Below are 16785 nucleotides of genomic sequence, written 5' to 3'. Positions count from 1 at the left end.
CAGATGTGTCAGGGCCGCCGAACGGGCCGAGGACACATCCACCGGGGGTGTGTGGGCCTTGCACTGGATGCAGAACAGTCTCGGCCCTCCCGCTCGCGGGCGTAGCTCGACTGTCCAGACGCGCCGCACCGCGGCCTGTGTACCGGCCAGCCTCATCGGCTCGTCGTCCTCCCGTGAACACAACTGGTGTGACAGGCGTCTTGGCAGCAGGCGCCAGGACGGCCAGAACGCTAGTGCAGATTTCCGCACCGTGAATGTCACCCTCATCAGCGCAGATAGTGCAGAAACCCGCACTGACAGGGCAGGGTTCTGCACCGTCGGATGGTGGAGTGACGATCTTGCCCCCCGATCCCGACTTCAGCGCACTACGCGTGGAATTCGCACGCCTGCGGGGCGAACGCGGCTGGACCTTCGACGAACTCGCCAACCGCAGTGGCCTGGCCCGCCGCACCCTCATCGACCTCGAACACGGCCGAACCCCCGGCAACCTCACCACCTGGCACGCCCTCGCCCACGTCTTCGACGTACCCATCGAGCACCTGCTTGCGGCGCTCTGCAGCAACCACACCCCGCCGGGCGGCAACGACACCTGACCAACCGGCCACGCCCTGAAATTCGCGCCGCAGCGAATCACCCGAAGAGGCGAGAGAGAGTCGCACCCGCATACGTACCTTCGCTCATACGTTCGCGAGTGTTGGGCCGTTCGCGGGGTCCTCGGCTGTCGTTGCGCCGATTACAGTGTGTCGCCTGACACGGTCCGCGCATGCGTTCCCACCTCACTCGCCTGCACGGCATCCCTCACACCGTGCGCCCCCGCAGGCGACCGCTACGAACAACCGCCACTAGCCCAGGCCGCTTTCCGACTGCCGGGCAAACCCGCCGCTGCTCCGCCTGCGGCAACCCGATCGAGCTCTTTCCGCGCGCGGATCACCGACTCATTGCCCTGCACCCCGCAGAACTGGCCTCTGCCGTAATCCCCGAGGACTGCCGCTGGCACCTCAGCGCAGGCATCGCCCACCCCAGCGGTGACGGCAGCCCGTGGTGCCGTATCCCACACCGGCTCGTCTGCCCCCGCCGAACGGACGCGTCGCAGTCCCGGCCCCATCTGGACGCCCTCCGCCTCCGGCTCGCCCTGCGAACCCGCCGCCTGATCGACACCGGCCTGCTCACCCCCGCACCGCACCGCTCAGAGCAACCGTCCACCACCCCTGCCCGCCCGGTCGTACGAGCCCTACTGACCCTCTACCTGGCCAGCGCACCACTAGACAACATCCGCTGCATCACACAGCGTCCTCACCGTCCCCTGTGTGGCCAGCGCGTCCTGGACGCCGGCTTCCCGGCAGGCACCTGGCGGCTCCTGCCCGTCGGTCCTCAGTACAGCCGAGGCCAGTCTCCGCCCCCGATGGCCGTCTACGACCTCGACCGACTTGACCCGGTCGAGCAACTGCGCTGGCGCGCTCAACACTGCCCGGACCACGTAGCCGTCCCCGTCGAACTCGACCAGACCGAATGGCAGGTCTTCGACCCCCTCCTGCACGCCGATCACATCCACACCCATCTTCCACGCCCGTCCCGCCGACCCTGCCAAGGAACGTGACGATGCCCCACCACGCCCTGGAAGTCGTGCTCACCCGTTCCGCGCGTCCGGCCGAACTCCGCGCAGCCACCCGCTCCATCCCACTCGCAGCCAACCACGACGCCACACGCCTGATGGCACTCTGCCCCGGAAAGACCGCCCGGCGAGCCGCCCACCGCCTGCGCCAGCGAATCGGCACACACCTGCCCATCGACGTCATCACCACCCGCTACCCCGACACGCATGGACAGGTTCTGCTCAACGTCTCTCTGCCGCCTGCCACTCGAGCCATCCTCGGCCGAACAGCAGAGGAGGCCGGTCAAACCCCCGAACAGACGCTGGAACGGATGCTGCACCACAAGCTGACCCAGTACGACAGGGAGGAAACCGACCGTCTCAATCGCGCTGTGAAACACCTCCTCACCGGTACAACCCCCGCCCACTTTCTGACAGCTGTCGGCCACGCGCTGACCCGTTCCCCCGGAGCAGCACCATGGTGACCGCCACACACGAGCAGACCGCCGCAGCCGACACTTTCCGCAACGGCGACCACCTGTCCCTGCAGGCCGGCGCCGGGACCGGCAAAACCACCACCCTCAACCTGCTCGCCCGCACCACCAGCCGCCAAGGCCGCTACCTCGCCTACAACCGGGCCATCGCCCAGGACGCCGCCGCCCGCTTCCCCTCCAACGTCCGGTGCAAGACCGCCCACTCCCTGGCCTACGCCGCCCTCGGCCACCGCTACACCCGCCGCCTCAACGCCCCTCGCCGTCCCGCCTGGCAGACCGGGCAGGCCCTCGGCATCACTAAAGTTGTCCGCATCGCGGACCGCGAGATCACCCAGAGAGCCCTCTCCAACGCCGCCCTTCGCACCGTCAGCCGCTTCTGCCACACAGCCGACGAGACCATCACCCACTGCCACGTACCCCACCTGCGCGGCCTGGAAGACACAGACCACCACACCCAGCTTGCCGAGCACATCGTGCTTTTCGCTCACAAAGCCTGGGCTGACCTCCAACACCCCGACGACGGCGCTGTCCGCTTCGACCACGACCACTACCTGAAGATCTGGGCGCTCACCCGCCCCCGGCTCGACGCCGACTTCCTCCTCCTGGACGAAGCCCAGGACACCAACCCCGTAGTCGAACAGATCTTCCTCAACCAGCGCGACCACGCCCAGCTGGTCATGGTCGGCGACTCCGCACAGGCCATTTACCACTGGCGCGGCGCCAAAGACGTCATGACCGGCTTCCACGGCACCCAACTCGCCCTGTCCCAGTCCTTCCGGTTCGGCCCTCACCTCGCCGAGGAAGCCAACCGCTGGCTACGACTGGCAGACGCCCCGATCCGCCTCACCGGCACCCCCTCGGTCCCCACCGACCTCGGCCCCGTCACCGACCCGGACGCCATCCTGTGCCGCACCAACGTCGGAGCCATGGCCGAAGTCATGACACACATGGATTCCGGGCTCAGGGTTGCCCTCGCCGGTGGCGGGGACAGCCTCCAGGCTCTGGCCCTCGCCGCCCGCGACCTGAAGGAGGGACGTCGTACCAACCATCCCGAACTCGTCCTCTTTCCCTGCTGGGGGGATCTGCAGGACTACGCCACCCACGACCCGGCAGGCCGCGACCTTCTGCCTCTGGTCAATCTCGTCGACACTCACGGCGCCGACGCCATCCTCACCGCCGTCGCACACCTCGTCCCGGAACGCCAGGCCCAGGTCACCGTCTCCACGGCACACAAGGCCAAGGGCCGCGAGTGGCAGCGAGTCCTCGTCGCCAGCGACTTCGACCGCACCGAGGTCACCCACTCCGACCCCGCCTGTGCCCCATCTCCTGCCGCCGACCCCGTCGACGACGCCGAAGCCCGCCTGGCGTACGTGGCGGTCACCCGCGCACGCCAGCGTCTCGATCTGGGAGGCCTGTCATGGATTCACAACCATCCTGACGGCACCGGGCCATACCCCGATCAGCGCTCATAGAGGGGCGCGACCGGCCAGTGGACTGCGCACTCCTGTCCGCTGGCGCATCGACGCAAGCCAGCACCTGCGGAAATGGCTGTCCCAGCGCGGCATCCGACACCGCATCGCGCGCAAGGGCGTCGAGAACTCAGAGCGACTCGGGCGACACCGCTGGAGCGTTGAACGCACCATGGCCTGGCTGGCCGGCTGCTGACGACTCCACGGCGCTACGAACGCGAGGCCGACCACTTCCTCGCATTCACGAGCATCGCCTGCACCCTCATCTGCTACCGGCGTTTGGCCCGCTGACGTGGGCCCGCAGCAGCTGCACCGCCAGGTCGTGGCCGTAATGATCGGCCATGTCCATGGGAGTGCGACCATCAGGACCTGCAAGTTCCGGGTCAGCCCGAAGGACAGCAGCACCGCAGTGGTATGCACGGCCAACGGCTGGCCGCTCTGGAGCGAGCCATCGCCCTCGACGTCGATCGCATGCGTCAGCAGCGTCCTGTTGCTGAAGACCTCATTGGGATCGGCACCATTGGCCAGCAACCGGGCCAAGGTCTCCGCATCCTCGTGCTCCACCGCGTGATGGGCAGGCGTCCAGTAGGCGCTCACCAAGGCATTCAACCGCCACCGCAATGCGTCTGCCAGCGACTATCCACACCGGAAACCACCAATTGAGATGACGTCTAAAGAAGTCCTCTTCCGGCTGCGGCTGACGCGCCTTGAAATCACCATCGTCTGGGCCGACTCCGCCAATGCCGGACAGCTCGTGACCTAGGCGAAAATTCACCTGAACCTGACGATCAAGACCGTCAGCAGCCCGAAGGACGCCTCCGGATTCGTCGTTCTGCCCCGGCGCCGGGTTGTCGAACGCTCACACGTCTGGGTCATGCACGCACGCGACTACGAACGCGACTACGAACGGCTCATCCAGCATCCTGAATTGTTGATCACCTGGGCTGCGATCACGCTCATGACCAGGCGAATCACCCGCCGAAGCTCCCGCAGAAGCGGGCAATCGAACTCTCGCGAAGCGCAACGGGACTGATCAATCCGGCGGTGACGGTCACCACCGCCAGCGTCAGGAATTAAGCCGCCACAGAGCGCGGGTCCACGCAACGTCGTAGAGCACCCACGCGAAATAGACGCTGACGAGAACCAGGGACAGTGGGTCTTCGGCGACGGCTGCCAGTAGAGCGAGCACCGGGACTGCGAACGCGATCATGCCGATGAAGGCTGCCCGCGCGCTGCGGCGGCCGAAGAAGAGCCAGTTCCAAGCCTCGTTGCCGACCAATACCACGAACGACAGCACGATCGCAGCCACGTCACTTCGGTCGAACGCCCGGTACAACACCACGCCCATCAGGACGTAATAGATCAAGCCCACCACCAGGAATCCCTGGAACGGAATCATCCACCCAGGGCGACGCAGTTCCCGAAACCAGCGCAGAGCGTCCTTCGGCACCCAAAGGTTCCCCAGTACGGCCGACAGCACCACGCTGCTGATCGTCACCAACGCCGCGATCCAATCCACGAACCGCAGTCTAACCGTGCAGCAACCTTCCAGCCTCCGATCTGGAGTGGTAGCCAATCCCTCCGCTCATCGGCACCAGCCGAAGGACATCACTGTCTGCTACGAGGTTGAGAAACAGGTACTGACCTTGTCGTCTAACCTGCGTCCTATCTTGGCCGTTGCCGGTCGCGGTAGCGGTCGGCAGGATGACGGGCATGGCTGTGTCACCAGCAACACGTCAGCTTTGCAATGCCACGTTTCCGGATGCCGAAGCAGCGAGCGTTCTGGCGCTCCTCGATCTCTATGCGGGCACGGAGCGTGAACGTGTGCATCAGGCTGTTGTCCGGCTGAGCGGAGGACGACTCGGCAGGCTTCGCATGTGGCTGGATGAGGCCAAGCGCAACCCGGAGACCGTTCTGTGGTTCGGTGAGTCGCCCTCCGATGTCTCGCAGGACACACACGCCTTCGGAGTGGAGTTCATCAACGGCTTTCTCGACAGGCACCTCGACACTCCCGCGGAGCGTACGGACGACGAGTGACAGATGCCTGCCTCCATGCCGCGCCGGGTCATCGAACGATGCCTCGAACTTGGTCGGTATTTTCGCAGTTCAGCGGACGTGAAGGCGGCCTTCGTCTGATCCTGTGCTCCGTCACAGAGTGGATCAGCGCGAAGGCCGTGGTCGTGAGTTTGGTGCATCGGGGTGTCCTGCGGGATGCGTTCGCGGAAGTGTCACACTTCCGGTCGGAGCTGTACGCGTGCATGACCGCGCGGGGGCGACGCCTTGTTCGAGTTGTGCGACGCGTTGCTGTGCACGGACGGGCCGGTCCGCACGCTGGTCCATCTCGCGCTCGCGCCGGAACACCGCCGTGGGCACGGGGCTCTTTACGGCGGGCTCAACCAGGGCCGGTACCGCCGGCTGGACCGTTAGGGCAGTCCTTCAGCAACTGGGGCAGTCCACGACGGGTGGCGGATGTGGGAAGGTGCGGTTGCCCTCCAGCCAGTCCGCCAACCACTCCGCCAGGGTGAACCGCTCGACGAAGAAGCGGTGCTGTTCACAGCGCGCATTCGGGTCCCACCCCCACATGCGGCCCTCTGGCGTGCTGAAGTCGACATGCCACCATATCGCGCAGCCCAGTGTCACCAACGGTGGTACATGACGCGGCTGGAGCGGAGCTTCCGGCTCGGACACGGAATCGCGGTCACGTACAAGCTGGAGGAGCGACTCCTCATCGCTGTACCACTCGCCCGCGTCGGTAAGGGACAGAATGCTCCCGTCAGGGCCGAAGCCGCCGTTGGCGACCTCCAGGTACAAACGCCGCAGCAACTCCGGCATGGGATACCCCACGACGGCCTCAACCTCAGCGACTGCCTGGGGAGGCACAGGCGGCGGTAGCTCATGGGCTCTTGCATAGGCCCGAACTCGTTCCACGATCTCGTCGTCGGTCACCCACCGATGATCAAGGCCAAGATCCCGGCTGTCTACTGCCGTTCCCTGGACTGCCACCGCACCCAAGGAAACCTGTGTGAGTCATGGGCAACCAGTACAGCGTTTACGTTGGGACAGGAAGGCTCGCATCCGGGTTTTGACCTGGCCGCAGGTGCGGTCAAGGACGGATCGAAGTCGGCCCCTATGGCTTCGACGTCGCATCCGGCAGTGTTGCCCTCGCCGTGGACGTGGCCGACCCGCTCAGCTCAGCGAAGTGATCGGCCTCAAAGAGCGTCGTGCGCGATCCGCGATCAGCCTGAGTCGTGGGCCACGGTCGGGGCGTCGTCGGCGCCGGTGGACCCGTGTCCCACACCGCGTTCAGGAGGGGTGCCATCCGACCCTGATGTAGGCGTAGCCCTCGCCCGCGCGTGGCGCCCTCGTCCATGACCGGGTGGTGAAGGTGCGCAGCCTTCCCCGGGTCAGCGCGAAGCGGGGGAGGGAGAGCCCGAGTTCGGTGTGCAGGGCCTCCAGCACGCGCAGTTCGCCGTCCAGCTCGGTGCCCTCCGGGCGGAACAGGTGTGCGGGTTCCAGGGCCTCCGGTATCGCGCCGGAGCGCTGGATCTGCGTACCCCGTACGGTGAAGGCGTAGAGCTCCTCGCCGTGTTCGGCCACCGACAGGTGGAACGCGGCGGGCTGGTCAGGCAGGGAAGAAGGCGCCGGCTCGCGCCACACCACGACCGCGCGGCCGGAGAGGGACGCGGCCGCTGCGGGGGACACGAACCGTTCGTTCAGGTGGTGGTGGGAGTGGCCGTCGAATGCGAAGGCCCATCCTTCACCCGTGCGGCCGACAGCGACGACGGCCCGGTCCTCCCAGAGCTCCACACCCTCGCGTTCATGGGGCTTGGGCGCCCGCCAGGAAGCCCTTCGCGGATCCACCGGTGCGCTCAGTTCGGCGCCCTCCTCGCCGATCAGGGAAGGCAGGCGGGTCGGGTCGATCCCGTCGGCCCAGACACAGCGGTAGCCGTCGAACGGCTGCCGGTTCGCGTCCGGGCCGGTCAGCCAGGCGAGGCCCGGCGGGTCGAGATCGGGCACCGGCTCGGGAGCGGGTCCCGTCTGTCCGGCTCGCGGTGTTCCGAGGAGCTCGCGCCCCCGTTCGGGCGTGACCAGCGGACCCAGGACCGGATCGGCCAGCAGCCCGATCGGGGCGATCAGCAAGGGGCCCGGTGCCTCCCACGCAGGGAGTGCGTTCCGCAGCAGCCGCCACGCCGTGTCGCCCGCGCCCCACAGGGCCTGCTCCCGGGCCTCGGCGACGGCTTCGCCCCAGGTGCCGGGCGGCGCGTAGCGGTGAGTGCCCTCGCGCATCGCCCTCAGTACGGCCTCCGCGGTCTCCCGGGCCACCCCACGGGCGGCCATCATCCCCAGCCAGTGGTCGTCCCCACCCAGCCGCCATGCGCCGCTCGCCGGACTCATGGCCTCAACGGGCAGGACCTCCGGCAGGTAGCAAGGGTCCGACGACAGGCTGTCGTAGCCGAAGGAGCCGAGCGGATCCAGGAGGTGCCGGATCTGGTGGAGCAGGACGGCGCTTCGCGGCCGTCCGAAGGACAGCGCCTCCTCGAGCCGGGGCAGGGCATCCTCGTACCGTCCACGCAGGGCCAGCCGACGGGCCTCCTCCACGTTGGCGTCCTGAGCGCGCGTGGTGGCGTTCACGAAGTCGGGTCTGTCCAACCCGGGCGGAGTGGAAGCCGCGGTACATGGCCTCCATGTACGCGCGGAACGACGGGTAGCGGTTCGGCAACTCACCATCCCAGCCGTGGTAGACGTAGAGCGCCCACTCGCCGTCCTCATCGGTGTCGCCAGGGTCGAGCAGGGCGTACGACATGTCGGAATCCGTCTCGAGCCGCAGCGCCCGTTTCCACATCCCGGCCAGCAGGGCCTCCTCCTCGCTCGGATCGGGGCCCAGCATCTCCTCGTAGAGCGAAGTCATGTCGTACGGATCCTGGAACCAGTCGACGTCCGAGGTTCCGCCGAGCTGGTAGATCCCGGCCGTCTGGTCGACGTGCCACCCGTCACTCGCGGCCAGAAAGGCCCGGTAGGAGGGTGGCAGGCGCCGCCCCAGTCGCCGTTCGGCTGTGGCTATCGCCACTTCGTCCGCGCCGGGTCCGCCCAGGGGAACGAGGGCCTCTTCATTTCCCTTGTCTTGGTCGGCGTCCGTGCGCGGAACCCACTCCTCCTGCCACCGGCCGAGGAAAGCGTGCCAGTTGAAACCGTCGCTGCTCATGGCCGGATGGTGCCATCGGGCACCGACAACGGCGGCACCGTGGCCGCGCCGCCCGGCCTGCGGGCGTGGCGATGACGTGCTCGGCCTCCGAAGCCGTAGCGCGTGCAGACTTCAGCCCCCCTCGCCGCGATCAGCGAACGGCGCGAATCATCACGGTGAGGACGGGCGACGCCGGTGACGGCTGGCTTCGCCCGATGTCCTCGTACCCCCACGACCGGTAGAGCGCGTGGACCTTTCCGTCCCCAGCGGCCGGGTTGACCATGAGCGTGACGAACGGCTCGTCGCGCGTGGCGAGGAGGGCGTCGTGGATGCGCCGGGCGGCGCCGGTCTTCCGCCACGCCGGCCGGACTCCGATCTCCTTGAGGGCCACGGCCGGACGCTCGGTGTACTCGTCCGCCGGCGCTGGACTGGTGCGCTGCCAGTAGCGGTCGCCGTGTCCGATGGCGTTGCCGTAGGCGTAACCGACCGGGTGTCCGTCCGCGTAGGCGAGGACGGCCGTGAAACCCGGCTCGCCGCCGTGTCGGTCCAGGCGCTCGCCGAAGGCGGTGACCGCGTAGTTCGGCAGGTGGAGGAGTGGGGCGCGCACATCGGCGTAGACGTCGAGGAGGTCGCCGCGGGCGGTGTCGAGGGTGGTGAACGTGCGCAGTTCGATGGCGGGAGCCGTGGTCATGCGGCCATCCTCCAGGTGGCGGTGTGCTCGGTCCAGGCCTGCACGGTGGAGCTGCGGGGCGCGGTGGCACGCAGCGCGGCTCCGAACTCCTGCAACATGCGCGTTACCCGGGCGTGCTGGGTAGCCGCGTCGGCGGGGACCTTCATCGCGGTGGTCGCGGCGGCGTCGGCGGCGCCTTGCGCGAGTTGGGCGTGTGCGAGACGGGTGGTGGTGATGGCCCGGGACCGGACCATGTGGGGGCGCAGAGCGGCCAGGCAGCGGTGGGCGTGGTACTCGGCGGTCGGGTGGTCGCCGAGTGCCAAGTGGGCGGACAGGGCCAGGGAGTGCAGCTCGGCCTGGTCGTAGAAGGCGAGCATCCATACAGGCCGGTAGTCGCCCGGGTCGGCACGCAGCATGGCGTCCTGCGCCTGGTCGAACGCACGACGAGTGCCGGTGCGGTCGTGCGCCGCGCCGTGGATCGCCGCCTGCCGGGCCATGCCGAGGGAAGCGAACATCGGGTCGCGGCGCGTGATGTCCAGGTTGCGAGCGACGTCATTGGCGGCGAACGCGTCGGCGGGTCGGCCCATTGTCAACGGCCTTGTAGTTCTCCCCAGTCACCCTGGAAAGAGGTGTTGCCCTGCTGGATTCCGTTCCTCGGAGGACGCCCGGTCGACCGAGGGCTCGCGGTCCTCGCCGCTTCGCTGGGAGCCCTCGCGGTCACCGTCCTGTGGTGGGTCCTCTTCTTCGGAGGACTGCTGACCTCGCCCAGCCCGGACCCCAGCATCTCGGCCGGTGAAGTGCTCTTCGCCGCCGCCCACGCCCCACTGCTGCTGTGGGGCCCGCTCCTGGCGGCGGTGACCTGGTCGTACCACCGACGGCACAAGGCTTGTTCGAGGGTGTGAACCAAACTCCGGTTCCGTCCCTGTCGGGGGATGGGGCCTGGTAGGACGCTGGGTGTGACGCGGAGGCAACTGAGCCACGTGCAGTGGGAGTTCATCGAGCCTTACCTGCCGATCGGTGAGTACGGTCCATACCCCGGCTGCGGGACCAGTTCGAGGGGGTGGTCTGGCGGTTTCGGTCCAGTGCCCAGTGGCGGGAGATGCCTGGTGAGTTCGGCCCCTGGCCCACCGTCTACGGACGCTTCCGGGTCTGGAGGGACGCCGGAGTGTGCTGCTGGAAGGCCTGATCGCCGAAGCCGCCCATCGGGGTGCGACGGACCTGTCCCTGGTCAGCGTGTCCGGCAGCGGCACATCCGGGGCGAGCTGGACGCGACAGCGCGATCGGGGGGGCAACCGAACGGCGCACGGCTGTCGGGGTAGATCCCGACGGGGGCCTCCAGTGGGTCCCGCCTCGGCGGTGTTGGCACATTCCGGGCGAAACTCTTCTCCCCCGGATACTCCCGGCCGTCTCCACCGGAGGCGGCGTACTCCCATTCTGCCTCCGTGGAAAGCCGGAAGGCCCGGCCGGCGCGTTCGGCCAGCCACCGGGTGTAGGCGTCGGCCTCCTCCGGCGGCATCGTCCACACCGGGCGGTTGGAGAGGTGAGCCGGGTACACCCCCGAAGCGCCACGACGTCGGCAGCCACTGCGCGTCCGTGTTCTCCAGGAACTCCCGGTACTCGGCATTGGTCGCTGGGTACCGCCCGATCCTGAACTGCGCCACGTCAACGACGTGTTCGGGGTCTCCTTGCGGATCCACTCGGGCAGCACGCCCACATGGCGCCACCTCTCGGCCACCGCTGCCACCCGCGCGGGATCCCAGCCCCACACGGAACGTACCGGCCGGCACCTCAACCATCGCCGGGTCCGTCGCGGAGATCCTGGGGTCCCCGAGCAAACCGAGGAGGGAGCCGGCTGAGAGCCGCTCGACGAACGGCAGTGAGCGGTCCTAGGCCGCGGCCGCCAGGTGTTCCGGCTCCCGGTCGGCGAGCTTGCGGTGGGCCTCGGCCAAGAGGAGGCCGTCCGTGCGCGAGACGAAGGACCAGGGCAGTCCCATCGCCTCGCGGTCGGTCACGTCATTGGGATTGGCCGGGAGCCCCGCCTGCGTCATCCCTGCCCCAGAGGGATCTCGTAGACGTTGCTGTCGTAGGAGCCGGCGAGGAAGGTCCTCGCCTCGCCGTCGTAGTGCAGCGAGGAGATACCGGCCGTGGTGGGGCGGGTGACCGTCGGCCAGGTTCCGTCGGCGCGGTCGTGGACGGCAACCAGCCCGTTGTAAGAGCCGGTGGCGATGTAGCGGCCGTCCGCCGAGGCGCTGACGCACTTGATCGAGTGGTCGTGCGGGGTGTCAAGCGTAACGGCGTCCCTGCCGGTCCATATCCGCAGCTTCAGGTCGCGGCTCACACTGGCGAAGGCTCCGTCACCGAGGCCGACGCAGCCGTTGGCGATCTTGTCGTGGGCCTCCGGTGCGCGTCCCGTCTCGGTGAGGGAGGAGATGGAGAACCACGCCGCCTCGGCGTCCGCCGAGACCGAGAAGATCGAGTCGCCGCTCACCGCGATGCCCTTGACCGCGTTCCCGTGCAGGTTCAGCGTCGTCTCCAGCCGGAACTCTCCGTCGGGCTGCAGGGAGAAGACCAGGCCCTCCCCCGTGTACGTGCCGATCACCACGTGCGGCAGCCCGTCGCGAACCCATGCAGCTCCGCAGTTGAGGGGCGAGCGGTGCTGGTGCAGCACCTTGCCGCTGAAGGCGTCGAAGATCGCCCCCATCTGGCCGCCGGTGACCACGCGGCCCCCGACCTCGGTCAGGAAGTTGCAGAGACTGCCGGTCCTGGCCCGCTCCGTGCCGTCCTCCCGGAGGGTGCCGGCGTCGCCGATGGTGAGGCGGGCTCCTCGGCGGGCGATGACGGCGTTGACACCGGGCGTGTCGTCCACCCCGTCCAGATCCCAGGAGGCGTCGTCGATGCGGTAGGTAGCGTATGAGGTGCCGAACGTCGCGAACACCAGCGTGTTGCCGTCAAGGAACGCGCACGAGCGGGGCCACACGTCACTCGGCAGCGACGAGGAGGCGACGGGGGCCAGCCCGTCGGAGGTGTCCCAGACCCGCAGTGTCCGGTCGTAGCTGAGGCTGACCAGCAGGTCCCGGGCCGAGTTGTAGACCAACCGCTTGATGCCCGCCTCGTGCGCCGGGTGCATGGTCGTGCCCTCGTCCCGGACCAGGACGATCTCACCGTCGTCGTTACCCGCGTAGACAATGCCGTTGGAGGCCAGGGCAACTGTGTCCGTCTCGACTCCGCCCAGGTCGACGTCCGCCACCTTCGCGCCTGTGCTCAGCGACCAGCGCTTGATCGTGCCGTCGTCACTGGACGAGATCAGCTCGTCCCCAGCACCGGCCCACTCGACGGAGATGACGTCCGCGGTGTGCCCCTCGAAGACGGCCCGCAGCTCCCCGTCGAAGGCGTACACCCGCACCCGGTGGTCGCGCGAGGCCGTGGCGATCAGTGGCTCGGTCGGGTGGAAGACCGACATCTCCACGTCGTCGTCATGTTTCGAGAAGACCGTGAGAAGCTTCAGGTCTGGGAGCAACCACAGCCGCGCCGTGTAGTCGCTGGAGGAGGTCAGCAGGTACTTGCCGTCGGGGCTGAAGGACACTTGGTTGGCCAGGTGGTCGTGGACCCCGCGGGCCAGAGGTTGCCGGTCGGCGGCGTTCCAGAGCACGACTTGGTTGTCGTATCCGGCGGTGGCCACATAGGTGCTGTCGTATGCGGCGATGCCGCTGATGGGGCCGCGGTGGCGTATCACGGGAGTATCCCTTCGAGAGCAATAGTGTGACAGGTCTTGGCTGCCTTGGCCTTCAGATCCCAGTAGTTGTCGGGGTTCACGTGCGGCGACGGTGGACAGCACCTTGCGCAGGCGGATGCCGTGCCGACGCGGAGACCGGGTTCGCGCACCACCAGATCACTCGCACGCTCTCGAAGGGCGATCAAGGACAGCCGCGGCGACAGGGCCTCCTGGATCTCGGTCGGTTTCACCACCCCGAGCTGCGGTTTCACCACCCCGAGCTGCCAGGAAGCCCTGTCTCCCTGCCCGCGGCCGGCAGTGATCACCCGGTCGAGCCTCCCGGCTGCCGCCCGTCCCTCGGGACCAGGACGACGGGGCAGCTACTCAGGGCGCCGGTCAGTTCGTCCGGCCGGGTACCCAGGCACTCAGCGGGACGAAGGAGCCGAGGTCCCCGATGCTCGCCCCCGCGTCGATGCGGCTCGGGCCGCCCAGGCAGTCGTCGCTCGGGAAGAGGGCCGCACTGGTGGTGTGGGTGTTGGTCACGGACTCGACCCGTCCGGCCCATCCGTGGTCGACGAGGCTGACGCAGGTGCCGCTGCTGGTCAGCGAGGAGAACGTCAGGAGTTCGCCTCCGAAGTTCTGCCCGGAGTACAGGCACAGAGCACTGGAGGGGCAGTCGGCCGACTGGGCGGCGTGGGCCGTGGCAGGGGGGAGGGCGAGCATGCCCAGCGCGGCCACCGACACGATTCCGGTGGCTGCCAGGCGCGTTCGGGAGGGGCGAGCGGACGTGCGGTTGCCTGCGGCGAGCTTGTTCATCTCGTGAAGTCCTTCGTCGTTAGGCGATCAATGGTCGTTGTTGCCAGTGATGACGGCCATGGCTCCGTGGCAGCCGTGACCGTTGAACCGATGGGTTTGGAGAGACTCGTGTCCGCAGAGCGGGACACGGCGGGTGACGGGTGAGCTCCTCGTGCTCACTTCCGCGGGAAGGTGAGCGGTGCGGCAGCGAGGTGTCTTTCACCCCGGCACGACCGCAAACGTAGATCGCGGAGGCGGGCCGGGAACAGCGACTTTCCCGCCTTGGCGCCTGGGGGCAGGATTTCCCGTTTCTTCGCTATGGGGTGGCTTCCGGCGGGCTCGGTGGCCAGGTGGTCGCGCCCTGCGGACCGAGGAAGTCCGGCCGCGTCGTCGCAGCTCAGGCCAGACACGGCGACCCGCATGTTTCGCTTGTGGGTTAAGAAAAGGCGTGTGCTTACGTGGTTGGCTGATTGACGACTCCGAGCACTGCGTCGGCGGCGCGGCCCGCACCGGGTTCGGCCCCGGCCCCGAGGCTCACCTCCGGAAAACACCGACGACGGATACGGCCGGTGTCCGCGAACCGGTGGGTGCGGCATGGCCGGGGTTCCGCGGTCAGCCAGTGCCGAGTAGATGCGTGTTGGCCGCCTTCGCGTCCACGGCGAGTTCGGGCAGCTCCACCACCGTCACCCCGGCCGCCCGGAGTCGCTCGACGCCCACGCAGTCGTCCACGAACAGTGAGGGTTCGCGCCAGGCGATCACGACCCGCAGGAGACCGGAGGTGAGCACGAGCTGAGCGCACGGATGCGGGCGCGACCGGCGCTGGGAGCAGGGTTCCAGGGTGGTGTAGATCGTCGCCGTCCGCAGCCGCGGATCACCGGCCGGCAGCTTCGCGAGCGCTGACTCCTCCGCATGGACGTGCGGATCGCCCTCGCGACTGTATCCGTGGGACAGTTCGGTGCCGTCGGCACCGACGATCACCGCGCCGACGGAGTACGCGCCCTCGGAAGGAGGGCACTTCCCGGCCAGTTCGATCGCCTTGCGCATCCAATGGAGGTCACGCTCACGGGTGGGGCCGGCTGCCGGGACCCGTTCCTTCGGCGCGTAGCGGAGCAGCACGACATCGCCGGTCGCCCTCGTCTCCAGCAGCCGCATCCGCGCGGTGGGGCCGCCGGGGTAGTCGGCCGGGCCGAGGAATCTCGGCGCCCCTGGCTGTCCCACGAGCAGCGGGGCGACGGCCAGGTGCAGCTCGTCGGCCAGGTCCTGTGCCATCAACTGGGTGTGCACAGTGCCCCCGCCCTCCACGACGAGCCGCTTGACGTGCCGGCGGCCGAGTTCGTCGAGGACCCGGCCCCAGTCGAGCTCGGCGCCGGTGCTCACCACGTCGGCCAGTCCGTCCAGATCCGTCCGGACCCTCTCGAGCGCGGAATCGACGGTGAGGACGAGCTTCTTGTCCCCGTGCCGCCAGAACATGAGGCCGGGGTCGAGCCGGCCGGAAGCCGTGACGGTGACCTTCAGCGGATGCGCGGGCAGGCCGCGTGCCAGCCGGGCGGCTCGGCGTTCCTCGCTGTTCACCAGGAGACGTGGATTGTCGCGGCGCAGGGTCGTGGCGCCGACCAGGATCGCGTCGGCGCCCGCCCGCACTTCGTCCACACGGTCGAAGTCCTCAGCGTTGGACAGCAGCAGTCGCTGGTCGGTGGGGTCGTCCAGATAGCCGTCGACGCTGCTCGCGGCGGACAGCACGACGTACGGGCGGCTGGTCATCGGATCATCCGTTCTGTTCTGTGAGGATTCACGCTGGAGCCCGGTCCGCCGCGGCGGACGTACGGGCGGTGTCCGGGTACGGCCGGGGATCCCGGGCTCTGAGAAGGTAACAAGCCTGCACCATAAGGGAGTTGGTGAAACGGTCTGCGTCGCCTTGATGGCTGGAACCCAGGGCTAGCCTGTGCGGATGACCTCGACAACGAATCCGTATCCGGACGCTGGACCCGTGACGCCGACGCACGTCCTTTCGGGCGGCAGCGGGTGGGCCTCCCCGGGGGAGAGCGCGGAGCCCCGTACGACCCTGCTGATGCTGCGTCACGGCGAGACCGCCCTGACTCCGGAGAAGCGCTTCTCCGGGAGCGGCGGCACTGACCCCGAGCTGTCCGACGTGGGGCGGTGGCAAGCGGACCGCGCCGCCGGGGCCACGCTCCTGGCGGGCGCCGGCGTCGAGGCGGTGGTCTGCTCCCCGCTCCGGCGCTGCCGTGAGACCGCCGCGGTCGTCGCCCGCCGGCTCGGCCTGGACCTGGTGGTCGAGGATGGACTCCGGGAGGCCGACTTCGGAGACTGGGAAGGGCTGACCTACGACGCGGTGCGGTCCCGTTTCCCCGAGGACCTGGCGGCGTGGCACGCGTCGACCGGGACGGCGCCCACCGGGAGCACGGAGAGTTTCGCCGATGTGGCACGGCGGATGGCCGGGGTCAGGGACGACCTGATCTCCCGGTACCGGGGCCGGACGATCCTGGTCGTCAGCCACGTCACGCCGATCAAGGTGCTGATACAGCTGGCGCTCGGAGCACCCGGCGCATCGCTGTTCGCCATGGAGCTGGCCCCGGCGTCCTTCTCGGGTGTTTCTTGCGTCGGATTGAAGGCATCCATGCGCGTTTTCAACGACACGTCGCATCTGCGCTGAAAGCGCCGCTACGGGAAGTCGGTGCCCCGGCGGGCCGCGGCCTGTCGCCGTGCTCCGCCGGTGCTCGCGTGAAGCCGTGCGAACGCCTCCGACCCGGGGTGTTCCGGGTCCGCGGGTCCGGCCTGCCGGGGCGGCCGAACAGAGGCCGGGACAAGGTCTGTTGACGCGGGCAAAACCTCCGTGCAAGGCTCGTGGGAGCGC

15 protein-coding genes and 9 pseudogenes are annotated in these 16785 nt (G+C 68.5%); 11 read left to right on the top strand and 13 right to left on the bottom strand.

The features are described 5' to 3' along the window. Positions 1–329 precede the first annotated feature (329 nt). Positions 330–593 (top strand): helix-turn-helix transcriptional regulator, encoded by a 264-nt coding sequence (locus tag RI578_RS00615; RefSeq protein ID WP_310869162.1) that lies wholly within the window; start codon positions 330–332, stop codon positions 591–593. Positions 594–763: 170 nt separating this feature from the next. Continuing rightward, a pseudogene (locus RI578_RS00610) lies at positions 764–1096 on the top strand (DUF6083 domain-containing protein); the annotation flags it as partial. 165 nt (positions 1097–1261) lie between these two features. Here the strand turns inward: RI578_RS00610 and RI578_RS00605 are convergent. After that, positions 1262–1552, bottom strand: coding sequence for a hypothetical protein (locus tag RI578_RS00605; protein WP_310875991.1), 291 nt, complete (start codon positions 1550–1552; stop codon positions 1262–1264). A 47-nt stretch (positions 1553–1599) separates the two neighbouring features. Between RI578_RS00605 and RI578_RS00600 the strand changes: the two genes are divergently transcribed. From RI578_RS00600 to RI578_RS00590, 3 genes and pseudogenes are all read left to right on the top strand, one after another. Beyond that, positions 1600–2076: a hypothetical protein gene (locus RI578_RS00600; protein ID WP_310869161.1), complete on the top strand. Its 477-nt coding sequence runs from the start codon at positions 1600–1602 to the stop codon at positions 2074–2076. Then, positions 2073–3557, top strand: a complete 1485-nt coding sequence (locus RI578_RS00595; protein WP_310875626.1) for a UvrD-helicase domain-containing protein — start codon at positions 2073–2075, stop codon at positions 3555–3557. Before RI578_RS00600 ends, RI578_RS00595 begins: the two co-directional genes overlap by 4 nt. A 61-nt stretch (positions 3558–3618) precedes the next feature. After that, a pseudogene (locus RI578_RS00590) lies at positions 3619–3845 on the top strand (IS5/IS1182 family transposase); the annotation flags it as partial. Here RI578_RS00590 and RI578_RS00585 read toward each other — a convergent pair. After that, positions 3817–4151: pseudogene (locus tag RI578_RS00585) on the bottom strand (ankyrin repeat domain-containing protein). The pseudogenes RI578_RS00590 and RI578_RS00585 overlap by 29 nt on opposite strands. A 73-nt stretch (positions 4152–4224) precedes the next feature. Here RI578_RS00585 and RI578_RS00580 point away from each other — a divergent pair. Beyond that, positions 4225–4584 (top strand): annotated as a pseudogene (locus tag RI578_RS00580) (IS5/IS1182 family transposase); the annotation flags it as partial. A gap of 36 nt (positions 4585–4620) precedes the next feature. Here the strand turns inward: RI578_RS00580 and RI578_RS00575 are convergent. Further along, a complete protein-coding gene (locus RI578_RS00575) occupies positions 4621–5073 on the bottom strand; it encodes a TspO/MBR family protein (protein WP_310869160.1) in 453 nt (150 codons plus the stop codon). A 194-nt stretch (positions 5074–5267) separates the two neighbouring features. Between RI578_RS00575 and RI578_RS00570 the strand changes: the two genes are divergently transcribed. Both RI578_RS00570 and RI578_RS00565 read left to right on the top strand, forming a co-directional pair. Beyond that, the gene (locus RI578_RS00570) at positions 5268–5591 is read left to right on the top strand and encodes a hypothetical protein (protein WP_310869159.1); all 324 of its coding nucleotides are present in this window, start codon (positions 5268–5270) and stop codon (positions 5589–5591) included. A 143-nt stretch (positions 5592–5734) separates the two neighbouring features. Then, a pseudogene (locus tag RI578_RS00565) lies at positions 5735–5960 on the top strand (transposase); the annotation flags it as partial. 30 nt (positions 5961–5990) lie between these two features. Here RI578_RS00565 and RI578_RS00560 read toward each other — a convergent pair. The 4 genes and pseudogenes from RI578_RS00560 to RI578_RS00545 all read right to left on the bottom strand — a co-directional run. After that, positions 5991–6500, bottom strand: a complete 510-nt coding sequence (locus RI578_RS00560) for an SMI1/KNR4 family protein (protein ID WP_310869158.1) — start codon at positions 6498–6500, stop codon at positions 5991–5993. A gap of 357 nt (positions 6501–6857) precedes the next feature. Next, positions 6858–8757, bottom strand: a pseudogene (locus RI578_RS00555) (SMI1/KNR4 family protein). 130 nt (positions 8758–8887) lie between these two features. Further along, on the bottom strand, positions 8888–9427 hold the full coding sequence (locus RI578_RS00550) for a GNAT family N-acetyltransferase (protein ID WP_310869157.1): 540 nt from the start codon (positions 9425–9427) through the stop codon (positions 8888–8890). Further along, a pseudogene (locus RI578_RS00545) lies at positions 9424–9993 on the bottom strand (hypothetical protein); the annotation flags it as partial. The pseudogene RI578_RS00545 and the gene RI578_RS00550, both read right to left, overlap by 4 nt. Before the next feature lie 42 nt (positions 9994–10035). On the opposite strand from RI578_RS00545, the gene RI578_RS00540 reads away from it, so the two are divergent. Next, on the top strand, positions 10036–10308 hold the full coding sequence (locus tag RI578_RS00540; protein ID WP_310869156.1) for a hypothetical protein: 273 nt from the start codon (positions 10036–10038) through the stop codon (positions 10306–10308). 54 nt (positions 10309–10362) lie between these two features. Then, positions 10363–10663 (top strand): annotated as a pseudogene (locus RI578_RS00535) (transposase); the annotation flags it as partial. On the opposite strand, the pseudogene RI578_RS42635 reads toward RI578_RS00535, so the two are convergent. The 6 genes and pseudogenes from RI578_RS42635 to RI578_RS00510 all read right to left on the bottom strand — a co-directional run bounded on the left by RI578_RS42635 (position 10635) and on the right by RI578_RS00510 (position 15674). Next, positions 10635–11202, bottom strand: a pseudogene (locus tag RI578_RS42635) (formylglycine-generating enzyme family protein). The pseudogenes RI578_RS00535 and RI578_RS42635 overlap by 29 nt on opposite strands. A gap of 90 nt (positions 11203–11292) precedes the next feature. Beyond that, positions 11293–11418: a hypothetical protein gene (locus tag RI578_RS00530; RefSeq protein ID WP_310869155.1), complete on the bottom strand. Its 126-nt coding sequence runs from the start codon at positions 11416–11418 to the stop codon at positions 11293–11295. Positions 11419–11450: 32 nt separating this feature from the next. Beyond that, positions 11451–13139, bottom strand: a complete 1689-nt coding sequence (locus RI578_RS00525) for a WD40 repeat domain-containing protein (protein WP_310869154.1) — start codon at positions 13137–13139, stop codon at positions 11451–11453. Further along, positions 13136–13444, bottom strand: a complete 309-nt coding sequence (locus RI578_RS00520; protein ID WP_310869153.1) for a hypothetical protein — start codon at positions 13442–13444, stop codon at positions 13136–13138. Before RI578_RS00520 ends, RI578_RS00525 begins: the two co-directional genes overlap by 4 nt. Before the next feature lie 70 nt (positions 13445–13514). Then, positions 13515–13934, bottom strand: coding sequence for a peptidase inhibitor family I36 protein (locus tag RI578_RS00515; RefSeq protein WP_310869152.1), 420 nt, complete (start codon positions 13932–13934; stop codon positions 13515–13517). Between the two features lie 591 nt (positions 13935–14525). Next, positions 14526–15674 (bottom strand): dihydrofolate reductase family protein, encoded by a 1149-nt coding sequence (locus RI578_RS00510; RefSeq protein WP_310869151.1) that lies wholly within the window; start codon positions 15672–15674, stop codon positions 14526–14528. Between the two features lie 226 nt (positions 15675–15900). On the opposite strand from RI578_RS00510, the gene RI578_RS00505 reads away from it, so the two are divergent. Continuing rightward, a complete protein-coding gene (locus RI578_RS00505) occupies positions 15901–16584 on the top strand; it encodes a histidine phosphatase family protein (RefSeq protein WP_399059184.1) in 684 nt (227 codons plus the stop codon). The last annotated feature ends 201 nt before the right edge of the window (positions 16585–16785 follow it).

It is taken from the genome of Streptomyces sp. BB1-1-1, assembly GCF_031597775.1.
Classification (GTDB): Bacteria; Actinomycetota; Actinomycetes; order Streptomycetales; family Streptomycetaceae; genus Streptomyces; species Streptomyces thinghirensis.
This window is presented reverse-complemented; position numbering and strand designations above follow the sequence as displayed.